We start from the raw sequence: 21,575 nt of genomic DNA on the forward strand, positions 1-21,575 counted from the left end.
CTCAGACCTTTTCGTATTATTACCGAGAAATATCAATTTTAAAATTAAAAAAATCACAAACCCACCCTTAAAAGTATATACCCCAAACAAACCAATATTTTAAAATGAAATCAATAAAACTCTTATTTCTCATCATTACAGCCGCTCTTGCTTTTCAAGCTTGCAGGGTTAACAAGCCCATTACTTCTGAAATGAAGTTGACAGAAGTTTATGTAGAGTCTGGAAACATCAATCCTTCTACCTTAAACTTTTCTTCCAATGGTTATTTTAATGCTGACCATTCGGCTATTGGACTAATTGATAGTACGGCAGATTGTGTAAATAGCAATGGATACATGGCTAAAGATAATTATGTCTATGTTTTTGAAGGGGGTGCCATCCCAAATAAAATAATCAAAATGGGTCCTTTTTTGAGGCACTTGTTCTTCAAAAAAGCCACATGGACAAACAATTACAATTACAACCTCCCTTTTGATGCCGAAATATGTAAGGACGAACCAAATAAGCATTACTATTTCAGATTGGCAGGCAATACTTTACGACAAGAAGCTACTATAAGAGGTGAGAAAGTATATAGATTTAAAGAAGATATTGTGGAAGAGAATTATACTGAAATTCTAAATACAATGAAATTCCTTAAAGACAGAAAAAGCCCTATTAATTATCACAGTTTATTGCGTCTAAATCCTTCTGTTTTTAAAATGGAGAGTACTAGACCCGGACTTATTGTTAATACTGATTCAGGAACTATAGATTTAAGTAACAGTTCAGAAACGCCTTTAGGAAGTGTTGACAAAATCCTTTTCAAATCAAATAATCCTAGAATTAAATCTTTCAGGTTTAGAACTATTTATAAACAACTAAACCCTCAAATACAAAATAGATATTTTGACCAAAATGGTGATGTTATAGATTTCTCCGCTTGGCTAAGTTATTTACAAGGGAATGTTTTCCCCCAATATAATGAGAAAACAGTAAAGGGTTATAGCTGTTTAAAATGTTCCAACAATAACCCACCTAGCAGAGGTGCAGGTAGTAATCCACCTCCAGGAATGATGCCTTAATGAAGATTTATCTAATCATATTATCCCTTGCCCTGAGTTTCGCTTTAGAAGCTCAGGACTTGGTGTTTTCTACTCATAGTAATTACCCATCTAAAATAATCGATTCTTTAAACAATGGTCGAATTGAGCCATCACAAGCTAGAGCAAAATTAATATCCTATCAAAGCTGGGCTAAGAGAAAAGGTAAAGTTTCTGAAGCCATTGATACTTATTACTACCTGCCATGGACTTTTTATGCAGAGGCTAATTATAATGAGGTTATTAAAACATATCAAAAAGGTATAAAGGAAGCTTTAGAGTTTACAAGCACGCCTATTAATACTATTCGGTTTAAGCTACTTTCTGATTTGGGTTCTCTTTATTTAGTTGATAACAATTTAGTTGAAAACCTTTCAATGGCTTATCAGTTGTATAAGTCAAATATTGAAATTGAAAAAAGCGTACCAACAAATCTACTGAGCCTCTTAAATAATTATGCCTATTACCACCAATTAAATGGCGATTGGGAACAAAGTGTCATTTATTTAAAAGAAGCTCAAAGAATAGGAAAAACATACCTTAAAGACCCAGAATTACTTTCATATGTTTATCGAAATTTAGGCAGAGCTTACTATTTCCTAAACCAGAAAACCGAAACAGAAAAATATTACTTGCTAGCGGTTCAAACATCGAGAGAAGCCCTAAACAAGGCCAAAGGACTTTATGATTTAGGAATATTATATCAGGAGACTAATAGGCCAGTAAAAGCAGAAACAAGTTTTCATAACTCCATAAGTACCATTACTCATTCAGGGTTTGCTAAAAAGCCTCTTGGCCAAATAGTAGTCCAAAGAAACCAACTCGGTCTTGCCAAATCATCAATTTCAAGAGGTGATTACAATTCTGCGTTGAAAAAAGTCTTATTAGTAAAACAAAATCCAATTAGCGTATTAGAACAACTGGATGCAATTCTAATTCAATTAGAAATCCCAAATCATAATCTGGACACATTGTATGAAGCTGGCCTAGTTTTAAGCAATACTAATTTGACTAATTATACCAGTATATCTACAAATCACACAACCGCTTTTCTTTATAAAAAAGCAGAAAAAACTAAAGCAATTTCCGACTACCAGAATTTAGTTAACTGGCTTTCTCACGTACGTCAAAACAATATAGGTTCTCAAGCAAAATTTAGAGTTTCAGCAGAGGTTCATGATTTAACTTCGGAAGTTTTAAAATATGCTAATACCCAAAATGCTTTTGAGTTTTTGGAATTAACTAAAGCAGCAGAACTTTTAGAAATAAATAGACGAATAAATATAAAGGAACCTTTTGTGAAAGAATTGGCACATTTAGACAGAAAAATAAGTTCTCTTTCCATTAAGGCTACAGAATACGGATTGGATTCAACTCTCTCCCTAAAAATAAGACAGGCACAAATAGAACAAAGTATTTTAAGTCAAAAAATAAAAAAAGAAAACCCCACATACTATCAGGAAAACTATTTCTGGAAACCAGCTGAAACAGAGGAAATCCAAAAAAAACTTAAACCAAAAGAGCTCTTAATTTCCTATTTCATGGATGAAACTGATATCTACATTTATGTTATAAAGAATAATAAAAAGGGAATCATAAAACTTCAAAAAGACACCGAATTTGACAACAGACTTTTAAGCTTTATTAATAATATAAGTTTAAACCCTGGCTTGGGAGTTTATAACTCCAATTCAGAAGCTCAATTCTTTTATAGCAAGTTGATTGAACCTATATCTGATTACTTAAAGGGCGTTGAGAATTTAACAATCATTAGAGATGGACTCTTAAATATACTTCCCTATGAAGTTTTAGCATACGCTACAGATAGCTATTTATTAGAAAAATATTCCATCACTTATAACTACTCATCCACTTTGACTTTAGAGCAAAGAGTAAAAAAACACTTAAGTGATTTGACGAATATTCTTGCTTTCGCCCCATATACAAATCAAGGCTGGACCTCAAGCTTATTTAGAAATAAAAGCTTGGGCCAGTTGCCTTTTTCGGACAGCGAGGTAAACCAAATTGACGGAACTGTTTATAAAAACGAAAATGCCACAAAAATCAAATTCTTAGAAAACTACCAAAAGCATGGCATAATCCATTTTGCCACCCATGCCCAAATGGACGACACCGACCCTTCCAAATCCTTTATAGCTTTCTTTCCAGATAGTTCAGACTATAAACTTTATACCGAAGAACTCTATAATTTATCGCTTAAAAACACGCAATTGGTGGTGTTATCTGCCTGTGAAGCTGGCGGCGGAAGACTTCAAAAAGGCGAAGGTTTAATGTCGCTTGCCAGAGGATTTGCTTACGCTGGATGCCCTGCTGTAATCACCACATTATGGAAAGCAAACGACCAGAGCACCGCATGGCTTTCTGAAAGGCTACACCATTACCTGAGTAAAGGTTGGAACAAAGCAAAAGCATTACGTCAGGCGAAATTAGACTTTAGGGCATCTGACATTGGTCAAGAATTTGACCATCCTTATTATTGGGCCAATTTTATTTTGATTGGCAGCGATGAACCATTAGAAATGACCTTTTGGCAACTTTACAAATGGTGGCTAATTGGAAGTATGTTTATAATCCTAATGCTAATTGGAGTCTGGAGAAATAAGAAATTCTAAAACCAAAGTCTTACTTTCATCTTTAACCTTTCCATCAATGAAATTGGATATTTAAACGCCTCCTTAGCTTGCAATTCATCAAAAAGTAATGATGCTTTCTCTTCATCAACCTCTGATAAAGCTACTACTTCATACCATTGAGCAGCATTTTGATAATAGGTTCTCAAACCAGCATTAAATTTAAGTTCAGAAAAAGCATTCGCCGCCTCTTTAAAATCACCCTCCCCTAAAAAAGCCTGAGCTTGTATGTATTTTTGATAAACTTCATTATCTCCAACAGATGAATCTGTTGCTCCCCTTTCTTCTAAAACAAGTTGATTTGGCAACTCAAAAGAAGCATTTCCGAGATAGATAGTAAACACAAGACAAGCAGCCGCTAAAGCACTAGCAACCTTAAGATAAACGCGATTTGGAGTAAACTTAACAACCTTTTCTTCGCTCCACTCGGTCATTTTACTTTGGTGAATTCCTCTTATCTTATCACGTAAAGCTTGACGCTGAAAACCCTCATAAACTACCGTCATAGACGCCAAAGCTTCTACAAGCTCCGGTTCATTTTTCAGACGTTCCTCTAACTCCTTATCTTTTTTGCCTGATTTAAGGTAGGCTTCTAATATTTCTAAATCTTGTTCTGACATTTCAACGAAGTCTGGTATCTGTAATTACTTGCATCAGTTTTTTTAAGCATTTGCTTTTTGCGTTTCTTAAAACTTGTTCGTTATCATAAACGCCTTCCGCTACAAGCTCAGCTCCAAGTTCTTTTATAGTATATCCGAGACCAAAGACAGAATGTAATATCCTTTTGCAATTTTTCCCTATTTTCTCAAAAATTTGAAGATAATTGTCCCAAGTTTCTTTATCTGATAGTAGTTGAGACACATCAGGTTCAACTTGGTCTTGGTCAAAATAAGTATACTGACGGTTTAACCTAGCAGATTCTGAGCTCAATTGTTTAAACCATAAGTTTTTTAAGATACTTTTTAGGTAAGAACTAAGAGTTACACCTTCCTTAAATTGGTATTTCCCTTTTCTGATATTATTGACCAAGGCTTCTATTCCTTCCCATATGATATCTTCAGGTTCCTTTGCGTTTTCCTGATTACTAAACTTCCTAAGAAAACCTAACAGCAAGGTCTTATTTTGCTCATAGAACTTTTCAATAGCTCTATTCTCCGCAAGCCCACCTGCTTTAATTCCTTCAACAATTTCTTTATCCGTCAAAATCAGTAGTGGTTTATTACCCGAAGTGCTTTTTTTCTCACCAAATAAACAAAAATTAAGAGTATAAATTTTATTTAACGGCAATAAAACATATTAAAAGGTCACAAAAATTAAGTTTATAATTCTATCAAAAAGACTAAATCAGTTTTTAGTAAACCCCTACTACTACACCAAAACGCTGCCACATAATAAGTAGACGGAACATAATATTTAAAATGTTATACAAACTTTTAATTAAAATCTAAATTCTTTAGCAATTCTGAAAGGAAACGAGCATCTTTGTTATTGATAATTAGATGCTTTCCATAATAATTCGTTTTTCTTCTAAATGCTATATAAAATCATCAAAGGCGGTGATCTATTTAGAATTTCTTGTTTTATCCTCATTAGCTTTTCGCTTTTAGCACAAGACAAAAAAGAGCCCCGCAAATCCTACAATTCTGTAAGCACCATATATGATAGCTGTCAGGTAGTGTGTAACTTATTTCCAGCGAACCGAGAAAACCTTGTTGCGACTGAAGAATTAGTTTTCCCAGCCATTACTAACAATTCAGAGTGCTATGAAGTACCAAACAACTTTAATCCTGGATGCCTGTTAAGCTATAATAATTCAAAATGGTTTCTGGTCAAAGTACTCGATGGTGACTCGCTCACATTTAATTTCAAAAACTCAAGTGAATATGATATTGACGCCGCTATTTGGGGACCTATTATAGGTAACGATTTAGATTCCACTTGTTTTACAAGTTCACAATTTCCTAAATCCTGCGATTACTCTGCAATTGAACCAACTTTAAATCTTTATAACCCGGACTCTGGTAGTTTCTACCTACTGACCATTACAAACTACTCCAACGACGACACCGACATTTTACTAAAACAGCCAGAAGGAGGAAGTGTGATATACTCCTATTTCTGCTCTGAAACCAGTAATGTAAGTTCCCCGAGTGGCGGAAACCAAAACCTACAAGCCATCAATAGCTTACAACTAAGTTTTGAAATCTCTCCTTCTAGCTCCTTTACAGCCAAAGGAGGAAACAGTATTGAACTACTCCCAGGTTTTGAATCAGATAGTTCCACAATATTTAGTGCAAATATTGGTGAATGTATAAATACCAGTCAAAATTACAACCCCGATAGTTCTGAAGTAATTTGCGAAGATTTCCATAATCACGGCAACAACATTCCTCATATATACACCAACGCAAGTTCAAATGAAATGGTAGGAACAATCTTCGCCATTTCTCAGCCAGAATACCGGATAAGCTCCAGCGACCCTTATCTAAAAATGACGAAAATTGGAGTTGACAAAGACTCCAGCCGATTCTTTTGGGGTTATAGACACCCTTATACAGGCCCTTCTAATGTACACCTCAGAACTAATGAAGGATGTCCTACCTACCCAGATGAGAGAACTACTCAAATGGAATACTTATATAGGGAAGAAAGATCACTACCTGTATTAGATACAATTGAGAATTACGCCAATTTAAATACCCCATTTCACTTATCAAATGATTTGCACTATGGGCAATATAATAATTATGACCTCTGGAATTTTTATCTAAAAGGTGGAATCACAAATCTTACGTATAGAATCAACGGCGGTTCATGGCGTGCCTCAATAGATTATACCCCTGTTTGGGAACCATTTACAGAAAGGTACCTAGATGTAACTCGGATAGAACATATTGGTAACGTCCAAAAAGACTTCTATATAGATTTCACCACCGACGACGGCCAAACAGTTGACCGTTATTTAGTTACAAGAAGTTCTTGTGGTGGGCATTTCTGTGGTACTACCGTCTTTAATAGACTAGCTGACTCAACCGTCATTGTAAATGTTTTTCAGGGAGACATAAATGTAGACATGCAACTAACTAATACACAACTGGGAGACTTTCAACCCTTTGGTGGATTTGGCACTTGTTTCAACCTTGGTAAACTGCCAGAAGACGAATATCACTTTGCTCTAAAATCAACAAAAGGTGATTTCGTTTTAGACCCGGACGTGTTTGTAAGAGTTAAGTTTGACTAAAGCTCTCCTTCATAAACTGAGCTATTATTAAGGCATTTTCAGCATCACCATGAATGCAAAAGGTGTCTCCAGATATCTCTAAAGTTTCGCCAGAATAACTTACTAATTCACTTCTTTCAAGCACCATGTTGACTTGTTCGTAAGCTTTTTGAGGCTCATGAATTAAAGCACCTTCTAAGTTTCTATCTCTTAAGCTACCACTTACCTCATAAGCCCTATCGGCAAATACCTCTTGCCATACTTTCAATCCTAGCTCTTCATATTTAGTAACACCTTTAGACTGAGCTAGCCCAAATAAAATCAAGCTATCATCTACCTCTTTAGTTACATCCGCAAGTAATGCAGCTACTTCAGGATTAACTGCAGCTTCATTATATAAAGCCCCGTGAAACTTCACATGGTGCAATTTGCCACCATTTAGTTCTACCAAGTTTTTAATGTAAAGTATTTGCTCTCTTAGAGAATCTTTGAGTTCGGCTATCGGCATACGCAATACTTTCCTACCGAAATTTTCTCTGTCTGGGTAACTCGGGTGAGCTCCTATTTGCAGACCAAGTTTGATTGCATGTTTTATGGTCTCCTCTATGAGTAAATGATTTCCGGCATGCTCACCGCAGCAAACATTCACCGCATCTACATAGTTTAAAAGTGTTTTATCTCTACCAGAGTCCCATGAGTCTTGAATCTCGCCCATGTCGCAGTTAATGTTTATCGACCGAGCCATAATATATTAGATTGAAGTATTTTCTATAAATTATAAATACAGCTGTACTGCTGATTTAAACTTTTTCATTTCTCTTTCTTGCTTAAGAAAAACGCTTTCAGCCACTTCCATAGATATTTCTCTAAAGGTTACATGCTGACCTACTGACAACTGAGCCAAAATAGGAAGGTCCACAGAAATAACATTCCCAAGCTTGGGATAGCCTCCAGTTGTTTGATGGTCTGCCATTAAAATAACCAATTGCCCATCAGGCAGTAACTGAATAGTTCCAAAGGCAACAGAAGAAGAAATCTGCTCATCGGAAGATTGTAAATTCAAGCAATCCCCTTCTAACCTATAACCCATTCTATCTGCATGAGAAGAAATTATAAAAGATTGATTAAATATCTTGTTTCGACTCTCTAAATCTAAGTTACTGAGGTCTTTACCTGCAATAACCCTTATTTCTTGATTTTGCTCAAAAGCAGGTCTTAAATTAACATTGACTGTTTTAGGTGCTAAAGAAACTTTTTTAGTAGCAGCAAACAGTTGTCCGTTTTTCAAGTTTAAATCTAAAGAATCTCCTTTCTCTATTTTTTTCCCGCCAAAGCCGCCTAACAAATTAGTACTGCTAGAACCCAAAGACTTCTTAAGATTGAAGCCACCTTTAATAGCTATATAAGCCCGTTCTCCGTTTATTTTTTTACCAAAAGACAACATATCTCCCGGTTTAGCCTCATGAACCTTCCAATTAGAAATATTTTTATTATTTAAAGAACCAGAAAAATTCGCTCCGCCAATGGCAAAGAGAGCATGCTCCTCAAAAGTAATGGTAGGGGTAGGATAATGAAACTCCAGAACCGCTTCGGTGTCCTCGTTTCCTAATAGAATATTCAGTAACCTCATTGAAAGAGTGTCCATTGCACCAGAGGGGTTAATCCCTTTGTCTTTGAAGCCACACCTTCCAATATCCTGAATACTTGTCAATATTCCAGATTTTAGAAAAATCAATATTAAGAGCTTTATTTTAAGAGTTTTATAACACTAATTCACTGCTTACATGCATCAAGGTAGAGGGATTCTTGAAATATTCAAACGAAATCAAGACAAATCTTAGTTCACACTTCTACAAACCTGACCGTATCACCGTTATTTAACAAGGTCATTTTTTTCTTTTTGGGGTCAAAAAGAACGGCATCTGTTTGCCCTATCAATTGCCATCCTCCTGGGCTTGAAACCGGATAAATTCCCGTCTGATTTCCTGCAATGCCTACACTGCCTTTTGGCACTCGTATTCTTGGTTTAGCCCTTCTAGGCATATTCAATTTTTCATCCAAACCTCCCAAATAAGCAAATCCGGGAAGAAAACCCATCATGTAAACCCTATAGTCCGGAGCCGTATGAAGTTTGATTAATTCAGCACGTTCTATACCTTTTTCTTTACAAAGAAACATCAAATCTTCACCATTATATTTTACAGGTATCTCTACTATTTTCTGTTTTCTTTCTACTTGAGTTAACTCTTCAAAAGGAATGCTCTTCAGATAATCTTTAACATACCCCGAAACCGTTCCACTCTTTACCAGCGGTTTAATTTCTAAAATCTTATAAAAAACTGTTAGCGAAGCATAAGCAGGCACCACTTCCACAAACCCCACCATAGGATTTTTATTTATCCACTCACAAGCCGATAAAACCAAATCATTAATCTCAGGTGAAATTTTCTGCTCAAAGTATAGACTTATGGCGTGCTCACTCAAGGGATAAATTTCATACTTCATAGAAAACCGTTTTGGGTTTATTAGCACAAATGGTAAGCTACCATTTTATAACCTTCTTTAAAAAGACTTGATTCTGAATCTTGATTTGAAGATAAAACTGATTGTTTTGAATATCCGAAACATCTAGTTCAATTTCATTAAGACCTTTGGCAACCTCAAAAAGCTTTTCTTTAAGAATTTCACCTTTTGCCCCTATTAAATTTACTGCTGCCAAACCCGTAAATTTTGAATCAAACTTAGCTTTTAACCTATCACTTGCAGGGTTTGGATAAACTACCATCAAAGGCTCCTCCAAGGCATTCCCAAGTGTACTCATGTCAAATTTGCACAGAAACACCTCATAGCCCTTTAAAGCAACAGAGCCAGACCAATTTTGATAGCTAAAGCCAATGGTCACCTCTTCATTCTCATCTAAAGCGAAAGGATTATGAGCAGCTATCAATATTTCATTTCCCTTTACCACGCCACGCCAGATAGGTTGCTTGTTTTCATTATAATCACGAGCCGAAGTTTCTTGAACCAAGTCATAAGTACCTTCAAAAAAACTTTTAAACTCGCTCAGCCTATAAAGTCCTTTATTAAAATATTCATAAGCGGTAAAGTCTGTTTGAGTTCCTACTAAAGTCGGATTCTCCCAAAGCCAAAGACCATCAGCTCCTGAGAAAAAAGGGAAGATAGCTGTTGCCTCAGCCATCCAAGGCTTTATTGGCTGGTTAACTAAGGCAGGATTTGCACTATATTTTAGCCATAAAAAAGGTATTACAGGTTTGGTAGACCAAGCCTTATTAGCTTCAATCTGAAACATCATATACGATAAATACTCTCCCGCAAACTGGTGTGGATAATCATAATAATAATAAGCCGATGGCGACATGAAATCCATTTGCTCGTAGAAAGACCCACCCACATTTCCAATATCATCTTTGGTGATAAAGTTTACATGTTCTGGGTTTTGAATCCATTGTTCCCAAGGCTTTCCTTGAATATTGTCAAACGTGTTAAATATAGGAGCATCTGCATACGAGCTAATTTTGGTATCAGGATGCTTTCCATTGCTAAGAAAGTTGCTAACGGCAGTGGCGTATAAATCTCTGGTATCCCGTTTGTAAGTATTGACAAAATCCTCATCAGAGAGTGACTTATAGTTTTCAGGTACTATATCAGCATTTTTAAATTGAAGGATTTCATTATCAAATCGCCAAACGCGTTCAATGTCAAACATGAAAATATCGCTAGCAACAAAATCATTATTCCCAAGTGAACTAGCAAAATTTGTAAAATCTGTCTTCCATTTTTGCTGGTAAATACCCAAATCATTGTTCCATGGACTTCTTTCCAACTCCCAAGGTTGATTTTGATTGGGATAAGCCACACCATAGTAGATAAAAGCTCTATTTGAAAAAGGAACACTGGTTAAATATCTAGAATCTGTAATATGCGAAAAACCATGTTTTAAAGCTCCACCAGCATTTCCATTATGAATCTCACCACCGTAAATCAGCTTAAATGGTAAGTCAAATTCGGGGAACTTATTCCAATCAATTTGACTATTCCCCGAAGGGCTAAAATCAGCAAAATCATTGCATGACTGACCTAAAACAAGGTCAACAGAACCACAAAATAGGAATATAAATGCGAAGAAAGCTCTCAAATTTTAACTAAATTTGTATGTTAAATGCGTTATACAAATGTACCTATATTTGATATCATGAAAAAAGTTCTGGTTTTAATATTAGTCTCTCTTGTTTTCACGGCCTGTAAAGACAAAAAAGACGACCCATCCTCAGCAAAAACAACGACTGAATTAATTTCTCTTAACCAATGGGAGTTATCAAGATTTACAGACGTTTCAGGTCAAACTATTTCAACCTCTGACCTAGAGACTCAGGCTCTTTTCCTATTTGCTATGAATTTTGAATTCCGTAGTGACAACGAGGTAAGAGGTGTAGATAAAACTTCTGGAAACATAATAAGCAAGGGCGTTTGGGATTTTGTAGGTGGCGAAGAGGTGGTCAACGTAAAACTCTCCGACTTAGACTACGACTTTAAAATTGTTGTCTTACAAACCGGAAAATTAACATTACAAGCCCCTACTGGCAACTTCTTATCTGGAGTTGGTGAGGAAATTAACTTAGAATTTAACGCTGTTTCACATTAAACCTGACTTGCCTTGAACAACGAACATATCAAACTAATTTTTGGTCTTAAGCTTAAACAACTAAGACAAGAAAAGGGACTTTCGCTCCAAGATTTATCTACTAAGTCAGGTATTTCTAACTCTTATTTAAATGAGATAGAGAAGGGTAAAAAGTACCCTAAAACAGATAAAATCACAGCATTGGCAAATGCTCTTGAAACCGAATACGACGAGTTGGTTTCTTTGAAAATGAACAAAAAGTTAGAGCCTATCACTAAGCTTTTAAAATCTAACTTATTGACCGAAATCCCTTTCGATTTCTTTGGTGTTGATACTGCTCAAATTTTAGAGCTATTCTCATCTGCACCCGCAAAATTGAGTGCTTTTATAAACGCTATTTTCGAGATTGGTAAAAACTACAATCTCTCTGTTGAGAAATTCTATTTTGCCGCTTTAAGGTCATACCAAGAGCTTCATCAAAACTACTTCCCAGAATTAGAAACAGAGGCTAATAGGTTTATTACCGAAAAAATAAGCTCCGAGAAACAAGTCATTGGTGAAGATTGTCTTACAGACTTACTAAAAGACCTTTACGGAATAACTATTGAGCTTTTTGACGAAGAAGACCAGCCTGTAATAAGCAATATGCGTTCTATCTTCCGACCTCAAAGTAAGGTCTTGATGATTAACAAACGTATCTCGCCTAACCAAAGAGCTTTCACCATGGCGAAAGAACTTGGTTTCCAGTTTATGGCCTTGAAAGAGCGTCCATACACTAGTTCTTCTATTGATGTGAAGTCTTTTGAAGAGGTATTGAACAACTATAAGGCGTCTTACTTTGCCGGAGCAATTTTAATCAGAGAAAAACTTCTAGTTCAGGATTTAGAAAAATGGTTTGGCTCTGAAACATGGAATCCAGATGCTTTAATAGAAATGTCTGAAAAGTTCTCTGCCACGCCAGAGACATTGTTTTATAGAATTGGGAATGTACTTCCGAAGTATTTCGGAATTGACAATTTCCTGTTCATGCGTTTTGATGCACTTCCAGGAAGCCAAAAGTATTTCTTAACGAAAGAACTGCACCTTTCTAAAAGATTGGGGCCACAAGAAAACAAAGAAGAACACTATTGCCGTAGATGGGTTTCTATTAGCATTCTAGACCACTTATCTAGTAAACAAGAAGCCGGCAAATATGAAAAACCAATAGTGGATGCTCAAAAGTCTTTCTTGAGTAATAGAAAAGAAGATTTCTTTGTATTTTCTATGGCCAGACCTTTGAATATTTTAAAGCAACTAAATATTTCTGTCAGCCTCGGTTTTGAAGTAGATGAAAACCTAAAGTCTAAAATTAAGTTCTTGGCAGATAAAAACATTAGCCGCCAAGAGGTTAATCAAACCTGCGAAAGATGTGGAATTTTTGACTGTAAGGAAAGAGTAGCTGCTCCTACCCTACTGCAAAAACATCGTGAGCAACAAAAAATAAGAAAAGTACTGGAGAAGCTCAATTAAAGAGCTTCTGCCACTACTTCTTTAACTTCTGGAACCATATTAGTCAAAAGACGCTCTATACCGTCTTTCAAAGTTATACTAGCTGAAGGGCAGCCGCTACAAGAGCCCTGAAGCACTACAGTTACCACACCAGTTTCTTCATTAAAATCTGCAAAGTTTATAGCTCCACCATCAGACTCAACCGCTGGGCGAACATATTGGTCTAATGCTGCTTTTATCTTTCCTACTGCCTCAGTATCATTAGCATCTACAATCAAAGTATTGTTTTCTATCGCAGCTTCTGTGAAAACAGGATTTTCATCATCGAAGTAAATTTTAAGGAACTTCTTAAAGTTACCCAAAACTTCTTCCCATTGTGTTTCGTCGTCTTTTGTAACCGTCACAAAATTTGATGATATAAAAACACGCTGTACAAAAGGAAACTGAAAACAATCTGCCGCTAAAGGGGAAGCCTTCTCTTTATCTAGAGCCGATTTCATGTCTGGATAATCAAAAGACAAACCATCAGGAACTAGCTCATAATTAAGAACAAACTTCATGGAATTGGGATTTGGACTCAATTCCGTATAAATCATCGTGTTTCTTTTCAACATATTGTTTTTTATCTAATCTATGGCAAAACATAGAGCTACTAGAAATAGTTTTTAATGAGCTCAAAACTTTTAAACTCATGTGTTAAATAACTAAATGTCATTTAACACCAAAAGCCAAACTCATTTCTGAATTTGGCTTTTAAATATTTTAGACCGTCTTTATTTACGCTTGAGCTGCTTCTGCAGGCAAAACGTGAACAAAAGACTTACCGCCACGACCTTTCTTAAAAGTCACAACACCGTCTTTTAATGCAAATAAGGTATGATCACGACCAAGACCTACATTTACACCTGGGTTATGAGGAGTACCACGCTGACGAACAATAATGTTACCAGCGATAGCCGCCTGACCACCAAATAATTTTACGCCTAAACGCTTACTTTCCGACTCTCTTCCGTTTCGAGAACTACCTACACCTTTCTTATGTGCCATTATTCTAGATATTTTATTGGTTAAAGGTTTGTCTTATTGAAAGACAAAAAACCATTGAATTATTTTTAATTAAGCTACGATATCGCTAATCATCACTTTCGTCAAATACTGACGATGACCATTACTTTTTTGGTAACCCTTTCTACGTTTTTTCTTAAAAACTATCACTTTGTCACCTTTAAGGTGCTCTAAAATAGTAGCTTTTACTTTAGCACCTTCTACAGTAGGAGCACCTACAGTAACGGTTCCATTATTATCTACAAGGAGTACCTTGTCAAATACAAGCTCAGCGTCCGTGTCACCTTCTAATCTATGAGTGAAGATGTAACGACCCTTTTCAACTTTAAATTGCTGGCCTGCGATCTCTACGATTGCGTACATTATTAATTAATTTATGTTATAAATTGGCTTGCAAAAGTACGACAACTATTTTGAAATCGCAAAGCCTAATTTAAACAAGCTTTGAAAAGCTAAATACCTACTTAACTTTTCACGCCCAAGGCATCCTTTAAAAGCCCTTTAACTATCAAATATTGGGCGAAACCATAGGTACTCATCACCCAAAACGAAGGCCATAAAACAGGTTGAACAAATTCATTTACCGCAATAAATGCATCTGAAATCACAAACAAAACAGCTCCTACCAGCACATTTTCAAAACTTTTGACATTTACATCTCTACAAGATGCTAAATAAGCCATGGTACTAATCACCAACATATAAATGTAAACGGGAATAGTCATTTCATCGGAAAGCTTATTCCATAACACGCCAAAACAAAACAAACCCACAAACCCTATAAAAGGTAAGGCTTTAAGCAATGACGTTTTTACTGATTTCCTGTAAATAATTATATAGACCAAATGGGCTAGAAGAAAAGAACCAAGCCCAAAGACAAAGAAACCTGCCCTATCAAACATCAAAAACAAATCGCCAGCCCATGAAAACAATAAAGCCAATATCAAAGGCCATTTAAAAGACACTTTAGCCCCCTCTAACCAAACCAGCCCTATCAAAACTGGCATAAGCAAGGGTTTTGTCAGAAAAGTCAGCTCCTGAATCCCGAATAAGCCCCCTATAATATTTAGAGCTAGCAAAGCGAAATAAAGGACTGTCAGTTTCATGGTATTTTTTTTTAAAGTAAAACGTCGGCTATTTCTTTCCAGTTATGAACTCGCTGATGCCCTTCAGTTTTTATATTATGAATGGCATCAAAAAGTAGAGTTTGACCGTCAAAAACACTTAAGTTTTTCAAATGGTCGTCAATTAAGATATCGCCTTTCAATATACTCTTATCTCCGCAGAGTATCATATTTTTCCAGTGAATGAACGGAAAGTGCTCTTCTAACCACTCATGCTTTTCCTTTAAAGAATTAGGAAACTCCATGGCAGCCGAAGCTATATAAACATTATACTTTTGATTAAGCTCTCTTACTACTTCTATTGCATCATCTTTGACCGCCAGATTTCTAAAAAAACCAGGATTATGCAGTTGGTTTCTTATTGTAAGGTAATTAACACCTATTTCTTCTTCCCAAAGCGTGTTTTGAGCAAGGCTTTCTTTAGTATGATTGGTTTTAAAATGTGCGTTGTATATATCTAAAATGCCTTGACCTGCATCGGCCATTACATCATCCATATCTAAAAAAAGTATCTTCTTTTCGGGCATATAGTTTTTTCTTCAAAGATAAGAATTTTGAAATCCCATGCCCCAATTCCGTTTAAAGATATGATTAAGCTTTGTTGCTTTTAAAAAGCATACCCGAATTTAACATTTGGCTGCACCCTTAGATTTAAATCACCAAAAATTTCATAAGGAGCGAGACTTATCTTTCCAGCATCTAGCGAAATATCAAAAAAGTATTTATCCAATATCTTTCTTTGATAGCCTATAGTTCCTCCGTAGTTAAATGGGTATTCTTCTGCATATACAGTGTACGAATCTTTAGGCGAACCTACCTCCGCAAACCTTACAAATGAGCCAAGATATAGACCAAACAAACCCTCAGCACTTTTGCCTGTGGCTACATCACGTTTTTGTGTTACATAATACCTCAAACTTAGACCTGCACTATAATAAAAATTATCATTCCATTTTAATTCAGCATCTTCAAATTTCGGTCTTTCAAAGAAACCTGACTCCTCTGAGTCCAAAAGAATATTTTCGCCAGAATAAGGAAAAAACTTCAGACCAACCCAGTTGAAACCTACATCTGCAGCCAGAGAAAGAGGCAAATGCCCTAACTTCTTTTCATAGGACAAATTACTGCTCACATTTCTAAAGTAAGAATCGAGATAAAGTAAATTTGAAACATCAATTTTCAGCATACTTTTCACCTCTTTTTGACAATTAATAAACTCACAAAAATCAAACTCTTTTTTATTCCTTGGGAAGTCTAATCCTATCCCTACCGCCGCTTTAGTAGCCAAAAATGGAATGAAAGTACTAGCAGAACTACTTCTAAAATACAAACCATCAATTCCCATTACTTTCGGTCTTACTTGTTTCATTCCAAAATTTAAAGAATAATCTAATAGCGAGCCGAGCTGCTTCCCAAGACTGATTTTAACTTGACTGTGTCCATTAGCATAAGGTGAAATGTTGAAAGGAGCTAAATACCCCCCATTTGAGTTTTGGGGAGGGTCAGGATGAATTCCAAAATTCACCTTGGTACCACCATCGCCATCTTCTTTTTTGTATAGAAAACTTAAACCAAGGTAATTTCCATTTAGATTTTTTGCTGCTTCCTTTCTTTTAAAGTAGTTTCTAAGCTCCACGCCATATCTCCACTGCTGGTAGCCATCAAACTTGGTGGTGGGCTTTTGACTAAACAGCAAGCGTGCAGATAAATTATCAATCAGCCTATACTCCACAGAAAACTCCATACCCTTGTAAGCAATAGGTAAACGTGGGCTATAATCATACAATCCCGCCTTAAAACGCCATCGCTTATCAGCATTTTGGCCAAAGGCCTTATCAAATTCATCAATCAAACGTATATGTTGAAATTGTTCAACGGTTTCTGTGCTATGGCTGACATGCACACTATCTTGAGCATAAAGCCCCTGAATCCCAATAAAAAATAGAAGTAATAACTTTTTCATTTATTTAATTTTCAAGTTGCCCGAATTCGTTTCAATTTCTAACAGGGTGGAAGACTTTTCATTATAAGCTTCAAGTCCCTTTAAAGTTTCTGGTATTTGAAGTGAGGTACCCTTTAAATCTAGTTTGTACCCAGCACGCTTCCAGTCTGCACTTGACAGTTCTATGAGAGCATTTTTGCTAGAAATCACAATCTCCTGCCCTTCTAACAAATAGCTATAAACCAGACTACCATACGTAATATCTGCTTTAAAGTCAGATTTATGAGAAGTCACCAAATTAGTACTATGGTCAGTATTTAGGTTTAGTACCTTTATGCCCTGCCCCATGGTATTTTCACCAAAATAAGACTTCACTTTAGCAGCTCCTTCGCAGTCTAAAATTTCTGTTTGACAAAACTTTAGGTCTAAATCAAGACTTCCTTTGAGCCCTTTAAATGCCACTTCTCCAAAGCTATTACTAAGCTTTACTTCTAAGTTTCTCGGAACATATATAATGTATTCGGCATCATAATTTGACTGTGGCTTAGCCAGTCCTTTTTTCAAAACCAGGTAGTTTCTTAAAAAGTAAGTTTTGCCCATTTTTTGATTCAAAAATTCCATGTAGGCTAACTCTTTTTCTGCTACTTCTTTATTAGGATGTTTGGTAGAGATATTGACTTTAAAGCTTATCGTCTCTTTATCCCATCCTACTATTTTTACATCTGCCCGTTCTGCTGTGATTTGAATTTGTGTGAGTCCTTTAGCACTTAATTGTTTTTGTATGGATTTAGTAACGATTTGTAGTTTCACCTGACCAATGGAAACCCGAGGAAACCAAAGTAAGATTCCCAGAAATAAGATTAGCTTTTTCATATTATATGAGTTTTGCCAATTGATTTATAAGTTGTGTTTTTTCTCTTTCTATGGCCTCCAGTTGCTGTAATAAGCCTTCATCTATATTATAATTACCCATCACTTCCCTCAAATCACTCTCTGCCATTTTAAGGTATTCATATTCTGCTTTTAAGTTTTCAAACTCATGGTCGTCACACGCTACCGTTTGAATTTCACAAAAAGCTAGAATCTCCTTGTACGCTTTTTCGGAGCTCAGGTTTTCAGGTAAAATCTTTATTTCTTCTATACTTTTTTGAGCATAAACCAAGTCTTCTTTGGATTGGAAATAAAAAACAGAAAAACTAAAAAAAACTAGTACACAGGCAGCCACCGACCACCATTTAATTCGGCTATTTCTATCTAAAGACTTTTCTAGTTTAAGCCAAGAATCCGTTTTAGGCTCATGAATAGGAAGCTCTTCCAAATTCTGCTTTAAAGCAGCTTGGTCTAGGTGCTTTTCCATCTTTGACCAAAGGTCATTCTGAGGAACAAACTCTTGGAGATTTTTTAGCTGTTGCGATATGTCTTTTTTATCCTTGTGTTCCATCTAACTTTAAAACCAATTCTTTCAATTTCTTTTTGCCGTGATAAAGCTGAGATTTAGAAGTACCTACCGCTATACCCAGCATTTCACTAATTTCATGATGCTTATACCCTTCTATTTCATAAAGCACTATCACCGTTCTAAAACCTTCTGGAAGCATGAGCAAAGCTTCTTGAAGCAGCTCCCCGTCATATTGTTTATCCCAAACAATTTCTCTTTCCGCTGCTTTAGAATCCAAATGGTCAAAAATCACACGATTACGGTATTTCCCAATCGCCTTTCTACTGACAATCACCTTAATCCAAGCTCCAAGTGTACTTTTCATCTGGAAATTTTTAATGCCAGAGAAAACCTCTAAAAAAGCCTCTTGAAGCACATCTTCTGCCTCCGAAAAATCACCGCATAACCTGTAGGCAAGCGTGAACATAGCCGTCTTATACTTTTCATAAAGTAACTTCTGGCATTCGCGATTTTTAGAAATACAGCCTTTTACAAGTTCGGCTTCGGTCATTCAGCGTGGTGTTTGTATTAAAGTGCAGAAAACAGGAAGAATGGTTGTATGGCTCTATAAATATCTGATTAAAAATAGATTCAGCAAACACAGAACAGCTCTTAATCCACCTTAAAGGCTGATTAAGAGACAAATAATATTTCAATTGACGAAAGAGAAAGTTTTAAAACCGATTGGTTTTGATTGAATATTGTTTGGATTATTTCACCCAGTAAAGGTCAATACCTCCACCAAAGAAGAAATTATTTGCAAGTTTATTATCATTAAAAACACCAGCATGAGCATCTAAAAGCATGCCTCCCATGAGCATTTTTTGAGCACCGAGACCTAAGCCCATATTAAAAGACGAAAATTTATCATACTCCCAAAACTGCCTTTTAACCTCCTCGGTACCCGTCATAACTTGTGCTGATGCTTTAAAATATAAGCCTTCTAATGTAGAGCCACCTTGCTCTATACTCTTATGCCCTATATAATATCGAAGTTCGGGAGAAAAGAAAAATGAAATATATTGACGTAAATAAGACTCTGCTGAAATCTCCGAATCGCTTACATCTAAAAACTTAGCCCTATAATTATATGCTTCAGCTGTTAGATTCACGGAAAGTCCTGACTTCCCGAAACCATATTCATAGCCAATTTTCGGATGGAAGAAGAAACCTTTCTTTGACACACTCAAAACGTCATTAATACCAAATTTTAACAAGTATGAGTTATCTACTTTTTGATTAAGGTTGGCCTTCCAAAGTTGATTAAAGTCGCCGTTTCCTATTGGCAAAGCCAGTGAACTATATGTTTTGAGCATACCCGAATTAACCGTACCCCTACCTTTCTTTTGAAGATTTTCAATGCCTCCAAAAACACCAAAGTCTATAAAGCCTTGAAATTGCCTTCCAAACTTTAAACCTAAAGCATAGTTGGTTTCATAAGGGCGATTTAATTCAGGAGAATCCTCAAACGAAAAAGGTAGCTCGTTTAAACTACCATCATTTAATGTGTAAGAAAAAGAAGGTGCTAAGTAATTTCCGCTAAAAGAAGCTCCTGTTTTTAGCTTGTAAATGGGGTCAAAGAAATATCTTACTTCTGCTACTGCGTTTAAATCGTTAGAATAACTTGTCCAGCTCTCATGACTTGCTACGCCAATATTTAAACTCAGGTTTTCTCCAAAACCAAGTTCAACATGACCGTTAAGTTTAAAAGAGTTAAAGCCAGTTCTGGCCGAATTAGCATTCAAATATCCTCCTACTTTTAGTAAGGCACTAAGTCTTGTTTTTTCTATAGTAGTGTTTTGAACATTAATATTTTGTAACAGAGAATCTATTGGCGAAGCCAAAGAGCATAGAACACTCTCTAAAAATATTATCAAAAATAGAAGTGTTGCTTTCATAATTTAATCAAGGTTGGTAGCCAATAACCACCTTTTTGGAGCGGATAAAATCACCCTGATTTACTATCACAAAGTAGTTACCATCTTTTAAACCTGTTAAGTCAAAATCATGCAAACCTTTGTCATGTACAGCTTCCTGTAAAATTTTCCCAGGCAAATCTTGAAGTTGAAAATGCGTTTCAATATCCTTCGCCACCTTAACATATACCTTTAAGTCTTCCTCGTTAAGATATATTACCACATCGTCTTTTATCATAATTTAGCCTTTCTACTGGCAAATATTAAGTTTAAAGCACTAATTAACAAGAAAAGCCATGATAGAAATATCAATTTAAACGCCTGACGACGTGAGCTAGGCTGGCGAAAGAATAAACCTTTTCAAGTTTTTATAAACCAAATGAATTGGCAAACCCATGACGGTATAAAAAGAGCCTTGAAGACTTTTTACGCCTATCATCCCTATAAAATCCTGAATGCCATAAGCTCCTGCCTTGTCAAATGGCTTACACGTTTTGATGTAATAGGCTATCTCGGCAGCTGACAATTCTTCGAAATCAACTAGGCAGGTATCATAAAAACTCTCTACCATACCATCTGTTTTAAAAGCTACTCCAGTTATTACTTCATGCTGCTTACCACTCAATGCTTTTAACATTTCAGTAGCTTCTTGCTCATTTTCAGGTTTATTCAAAATTTGACCGTCTAAGACCACCACCGTATCCGAACACAAGACTATTTTATCAGCATATTCATCGCCAAACTCCTTAAGTTTTTGCTCCGCCAAAAAGACCGGAATTTCTTCTGCACTTTGCTTTGCGTCAAACTCCTCAGAAGTTGGTTTAGTTTCAACATCAAACGTGAAACCCGCATTTTCAAGTATTTCTTTTCTTCTGGGTGAGCCCGAGCCCAATATTAATTGCTTTGATAATTTAATCATAATAAGAACTAAAGCGAAAGGTTTTTGCGTTGATAAGATTCACACCTATTTAAATGTTTCAACATACATAAAACAATAGGTGGACAAA

Annotated in this window: 23 protein-coding genes; 5 read left to right on the forward strand and 18 right to left on the reverse strand. The window is 35.9% G+C overall.

The features are described 5' to 3' along the window. Positions 1 to 104 precede the first annotated feature (104 nt). The gene (locus AC0L6O_RS17595; protein WP_473304206.1) at positions 105 to 1,064 is read left to right on the forward strand and encodes a hypothetical protein; all 960 of its coding nucleotides are present in this window, start codon (positions 105 to 107) and stop codon (positions 1,062 to 1,064) included. Next, positions 1,064 to 3,715 carry a CHAT domain-containing protein gene (locus AC0L6O_RS17600; protein WP_473304207.1) on the forward strand — a complete coding sequence of 884 codons (2,652 nt, stop codon included), beginning with the start codon at positions 1,064 to 1,066 and terminating at the stop codon, positions 3,713 to 3,715. Before AC0L6O_RS17595 ends, AC0L6O_RS17600 begins: the two co-directional genes overlap by 1 nt. Here AC0L6O_RS17600 and AC0L6O_RS17605 read toward each other — a convergent pair. Then, complete coding sequence (locus tag AC0L6O_RS17605; RefSeq protein ID WP_473304209.1) at positions 3,712 to 4,353, reverse strand: hypothetical protein; 642 nt, start codon at positions 4,351 to 4,353, stop codon at positions 3,712 to 3,714. The two genes, AC0L6O_RS17600 and AC0L6O_RS17605, sit on opposite strands and share 4 nt — an antisense overlap. 1 nt (position 4,354) lies before the next feature. After that, complete coding sequence (locus tag AC0L6O_RS17610; protein ID WP_473304211.1) at positions 4,355 to 4,936, reverse strand: RNA polymerase sigma factor; 582 nt, start codon at positions 4,934 to 4,936, stop codon at positions 4,355 to 4,357. A 328-nt stretch (positions 4,937 to 5,264) separates the two neighbouring features. Here AC0L6O_RS17610 and AC0L6O_RS17615 point away from each other — a divergent pair, with 328 nt between their 5' ends. Further along, positions 5,265 to 6,974 carry a 3-coathanger stack domain-containing protein gene (locus tag AC0L6O_RS17615; protein WP_473304212.1) on the forward strand — a complete coding sequence of 570 codons (1,710 nt, stop codon included), beginning with the start codon at positions 5,265 to 5,267 and terminating at the stop codon, positions 6,972 to 6,974. Here AC0L6O_RS17615 and AC0L6O_RS17620 read toward each other — a convergent pair. The 4 genes from AC0L6O_RS17620 to AC0L6O_RS17635 form a co-directional block, all read right to left on the reverse strand. Next, positions 6,961 to 7,698 (reverse strand): 5-oxoprolinase subunit PxpA, encoded by a 738-nt coding sequence (locus AC0L6O_RS17620; protein WP_473304214.1) that lies wholly within the window; start codon positions 7,696 to 7,698, stop codon positions 6,961 to 6,963. The two genes, AC0L6O_RS17615 and AC0L6O_RS17620, sit on opposite strands and share 14 nt — an antisense overlap. A gap of 30 nt (positions 7,699 to 7,728) precedes the next feature. Beyond that, on the reverse strand, positions 7,729 to 8,688 hold the full coding sequence (locus AC0L6O_RS17625) for a 5-oxoprolinase subunit C family protein (RefSeq protein ID WP_473304215.1): 960 nt from the start codon (positions 8,686 to 8,688) through the stop codon (positions 7,729 to 7,731). A gap of 107 nt (positions 8,689 to 8,795) precedes the next feature. Continuing rightward, a complete protein-coding gene (pxpB, locus tag AC0L6O_RS17630) occupies positions 8,796 to 9,458 on the reverse strand; it encodes a 5-oxoprolinase subunit PxpB (protein ID WP_473304217.1) in 663 nt (220 codons plus the stop codon). Between the two features lie 37 nt (positions 9,459 to 9,495). Then, positions 9,496 to 11,109: a T9SS type A sorting domain-containing protein gene (locus AC0L6O_RS17635; RefSeq protein ID WP_473304219.1), complete on the reverse strand. Its 1,614-nt coding sequence runs from the start codon at positions 11,107 to 11,109 to the stop codon at positions 9,496 to 9,498. Positions 11,110 to 11,166: 57 nt separating this feature from the next. Here AC0L6O_RS17635 and AC0L6O_RS17640 point away from each other — a divergent pair, with 57 nt between their 5' ends. Both AC0L6O_RS17640 and AC0L6O_RS17645 read left to right on the forward strand, forming a co-directional pair. Then, positions 11,167 to 11,616: a hypothetical protein gene (locus tag AC0L6O_RS17640; RefSeq protein WP_473304221.1), complete on the forward strand. Its 450-nt coding sequence runs from the start codon at positions 11,167 to 11,169 to the stop codon at positions 11,614 to 11,616. A gap of 12 nt (positions 11,617 to 11,628) precedes the next feature. Beyond that, positions 11,629 to 13,104 carry a helix-turn-helix domain-containing protein gene (locus AC0L6O_RS17645; protein WP_473304222.1) on the forward strand — a complete coding sequence of 492 codons (1,476 nt, stop codon included), beginning with the start codon at positions 11,629 to 11,631 and terminating at the stop codon, positions 13,102 to 13,104. On the opposite strand, the gene AC0L6O_RS17650 is transcribed toward AC0L6O_RS17645, so the two are convergent. From AC0L6O_RS17650 to AC0L6O_RS17705, 12 genes are all read right to left on the reverse strand, one after another. Further along, positions 13,101 to 13,697, reverse strand: a complete 597-nt coding sequence (locus tag AC0L6O_RS17650; RefSeq protein ID WP_473304223.1) for a NifU family protein — start codon at positions 13,695 to 13,697, stop codon at positions 13,101 to 13,103. The two genes, AC0L6O_RS17645 and AC0L6O_RS17650, sit on opposite strands and share 4 nt — an antisense overlap. A 163-nt stretch (positions 13,698 to 13,860) precedes the next feature. Then, the gene (gene rpmA / locus AC0L6O_RS17655; protein ID WP_111373861.1) at positions 13,861 to 14,130 is read right to left on the reverse strand and encodes a 50S ribosomal protein L27; all 270 of its coding nucleotides are present in this window, start codon (positions 14,128 to 14,130) and stop codon (positions 13,861 to 13,863) included. Positions 14,131 to 14,199: 69 nt separating this feature from the next. Beyond that, positions 14,200 to 14,511 (reverse strand): 50S ribosomal protein L21, encoded by a 312-nt coding sequence (gene rplU, locus AC0L6O_RS17660; RefSeq protein WP_341225891.1) that lies wholly within the window; start codon positions 14,509 to 14,511, stop codon positions 14,200 to 14,202. Between the two features lie 101 nt (positions 14,512 to 14,612). Continuing rightward, positions 14,613 to 15,254, reverse strand: a complete 642-nt coding sequence (locus AC0L6O_RS17665; RefSeq protein ID WP_473304226.1) for a lysoplasmalogenase — start codon at positions 15,252 to 15,254, stop codon at positions 14,613 to 14,615. A gap of 11 nt (positions 15,255 to 15,265) precedes the next feature. Next, positions 15,266 to 15,799, reverse strand: coding sequence for a 5' nucleotidase, NT5C type (locus AC0L6O_RS17670; protein WP_473304228.1), 534 nt, complete (start codon positions 15,797 to 15,799; stop codon positions 15,266 to 15,268). 80 nt (positions 15,800 to 15,879) lie between these two features. Continuing rightward, positions 15,880 to 17,235, reverse strand: a complete 1,356-nt coding sequence (locus AC0L6O_RS17675; protein WP_473304229.1) for a hypothetical protein — start codon at positions 17,233 to 17,235, stop codon at positions 15,880 to 15,882. Then, positions 17,236 to 18,087 (reverse strand): hypothetical protein, encoded by an 852-nt coding sequence (locus AC0L6O_RS17680; protein WP_473304231.1) that lies wholly within the window; start codon positions 18,085 to 18,087, stop codon positions 17,236 to 17,238. 1 nt (position 18,088) lies between these two features. After that, positions 18,089 to 18,655 carry a hypothetical protein gene (locus AC0L6O_RS17685; protein ID WP_473304232.1) on the reverse strand — a complete coding sequence of 189 codons (567 nt, stop codon included), beginning with the start codon at positions 18,653 to 18,655 and terminating at the stop codon, positions 18,089 to 18,091. After that, positions 18,639 to 19,163 (reverse strand): RNA polymerase sigma factor, encoded by a 525-nt coding sequence (locus tag AC0L6O_RS17690; protein ID WP_473304233.1) that lies wholly within the window; start codon positions 19,161 to 19,163, stop codon positions 18,639 to 18,641. Before AC0L6O_RS17690 ends, AC0L6O_RS17685 begins: the two co-directional genes overlap by 17 nt. Positions 19,164 to 19,362: 199 nt before the next feature. Further along, complete coding sequence (locus AC0L6O_RS17695; RefSeq protein ID WP_473304234.1) at positions 19,363 to 20,550, reverse strand: hypothetical protein; 1,188 nt, start codon at positions 20,548 to 20,550, stop codon at positions 19,363 to 19,365. Between the two features lie 7 nt (positions 20,551 to 20,557). Beyond that, positions 20,558 to 20,806, reverse strand: a complete 249-nt coding sequence (locus tag AC0L6O_RS17700; RefSeq protein ID WP_473304235.1) for a T9SS type A sorting domain-containing protein — start codon at positions 20,804 to 20,806, stop codon at positions 20,558 to 20,560. Between the two features lie 96 nt (positions 20,807 to 20,902). Next, entirely contained in the window at positions 20,903 to 21,487 is a 585-nt protein-coding gene (locus AC0L6O_RS17705; RefSeq protein ID WP_473304236.1) for a Maf family protein, read from the reverse strand. Positions 21,488 to 21,575: the final 88 nt, after the last annotated feature.

It is taken from the genome of Arcticibacterium sp. GJ41-1, from assembly GCF_055808875.1.

What these genes read in the sequence shown, in the direction of transcription:
- AC0L6O_RS17595 (WP_473304206.1), top strand. Translation starts at nt 105, where the DNA reads ATGAAATCAATAAAACTCTTATTTCTCATCATTACAGCCGCTCTTGCT.
- AC0L6O_RS17600 (WP_473304207.1), top strand. Translation starts at nt 1,064, where the DNA reads ATGAAGATTTATCTAATCATATTATCCCTTGCCCTGAGTTTCGCTTTA.
- AC0L6O_RS17605 (WP_473304209.1), bottom strand. Translation starts at nt 4,353, where the DNA reads ATGTCAGAACAAGATTTAGAAATATTAGAAGCCTACCTTAAATCAGGC.
- AC0L6O_RS17615 (WP_473304212.1), top strand. Translation starts at nt 5,265, where the DNA reads ATGCTATATAAAATCATCAAAGGCGGTGATCTATTTAGAATTTCTTGT.
- AC0L6O_RS17620 (WP_473304214.1), bottom strand. Translation starts at nt 7,698, where the DNA reads ATGGCTCGGTCGATAAACATTAACTGCGACATGGGCGAGATTCAAGAC.
- pxpB (WP_473304217.1), bottom strand. Translation starts at nt 9,458, where the DNA reads ATGAAGTATGAAATTTATCCCTTGAGTGAGCACGCCATAAGTCTATAC.
- AC0L6O_RS17640 (WP_473304221.1), top strand. Translation starts at nt 11,167, where the DNA reads ATGAAAAAAGTTCTGGTTTTAATATTAGTCTCTCTTGTTTTCACGGCC.
- AC0L6O_RS17650 (WP_473304223.1), bottom strand. Translation starts at nt 13,697, where the DNA reads ATGTTGAAAAGAAACACGATGATTTATACGGAATTGAGTCCAAATCCC.
- rpmA (WP_111373861.1), bottom strand. Translation starts at nt 14,130, where the DNA reads ATGGCACATAAGAAAGGTGTAGGTAGTTCTCGAAACGGAAGAGAGTCG.
- rplU (WP_341225891.1), bottom strand. Translation starts at nt 14,511, where the DNA reads ATGTACGCAATCGTAGAGATCGCAGGCCAGCAATTTAAAGTTGAAAAG.
- AC0L6O_RS17665 (WP_473304226.1), bottom strand. Translation starts at nt 15,254, where the DNA reads ATGAAACTGACAGTCCTTTATTTCGCTTTGCTAGCTCTAAATATTATA.
- AC0L6O_RS17670 (WP_473304228.1), bottom strand. Translation starts at nt 15,799, where the DNA reads ATGCCCGAAAAGAAGATACTTTTTTTAGATATGGATGATGTAATGGCC.
- AC0L6O_RS17675 (WP_473304229.1), bottom strand. Translation starts at nt 17,235, where the DNA reads ATGAAAAAGTTATTACTTCTATTTTTTATTGGGATTCAGGGGCTTTAT.
- AC0L6O_RS17680 (WP_473304231.1), bottom strand. Translation starts at nt 18,087, where the DNA reads ATGAAAAAGCTAATCTTATTTCTGGGAATCTTACTTTGGTTTCCTCGG.
- AC0L6O_RS17685 (WP_473304232.1), bottom strand. Translation starts at nt 18,655, where the DNA reads ATGGAACACAAGGATAAAAAAGACATATCGCAACAGCTAAAAAATCTC.
- AC0L6O_RS17690 (WP_473304233.1), bottom strand. Translation starts at nt 19,163, where the DNA reads ATGACCGAAGCCGAACTTGTAAAAGGCTGTATTTCTAAAAATCGCGAA.
- AC0L6O_RS17695 (WP_473304234.1), bottom strand. Translation starts at nt 20,550, where the DNA reads ATGAAAGCAACACTTCTATTTTTGATAATATTTTTAGAGAGTGTTCTA.
- AC0L6O_RS17700 (WP_473304235.1), bottom strand. Translation starts at nt 20,806, where the DNA reads ATGATAAAAGACGATGTGGTAATATATCTTAACGAGGAAGACTTAAAG.
- AC0L6O_RS17705 (WP_473304236.1), bottom strand. Translation starts at nt 21,487, where the DNA reads ATGATTAAATTATCAAAGCAATTAATATTGGGCTCGGGCTCACCCAGA.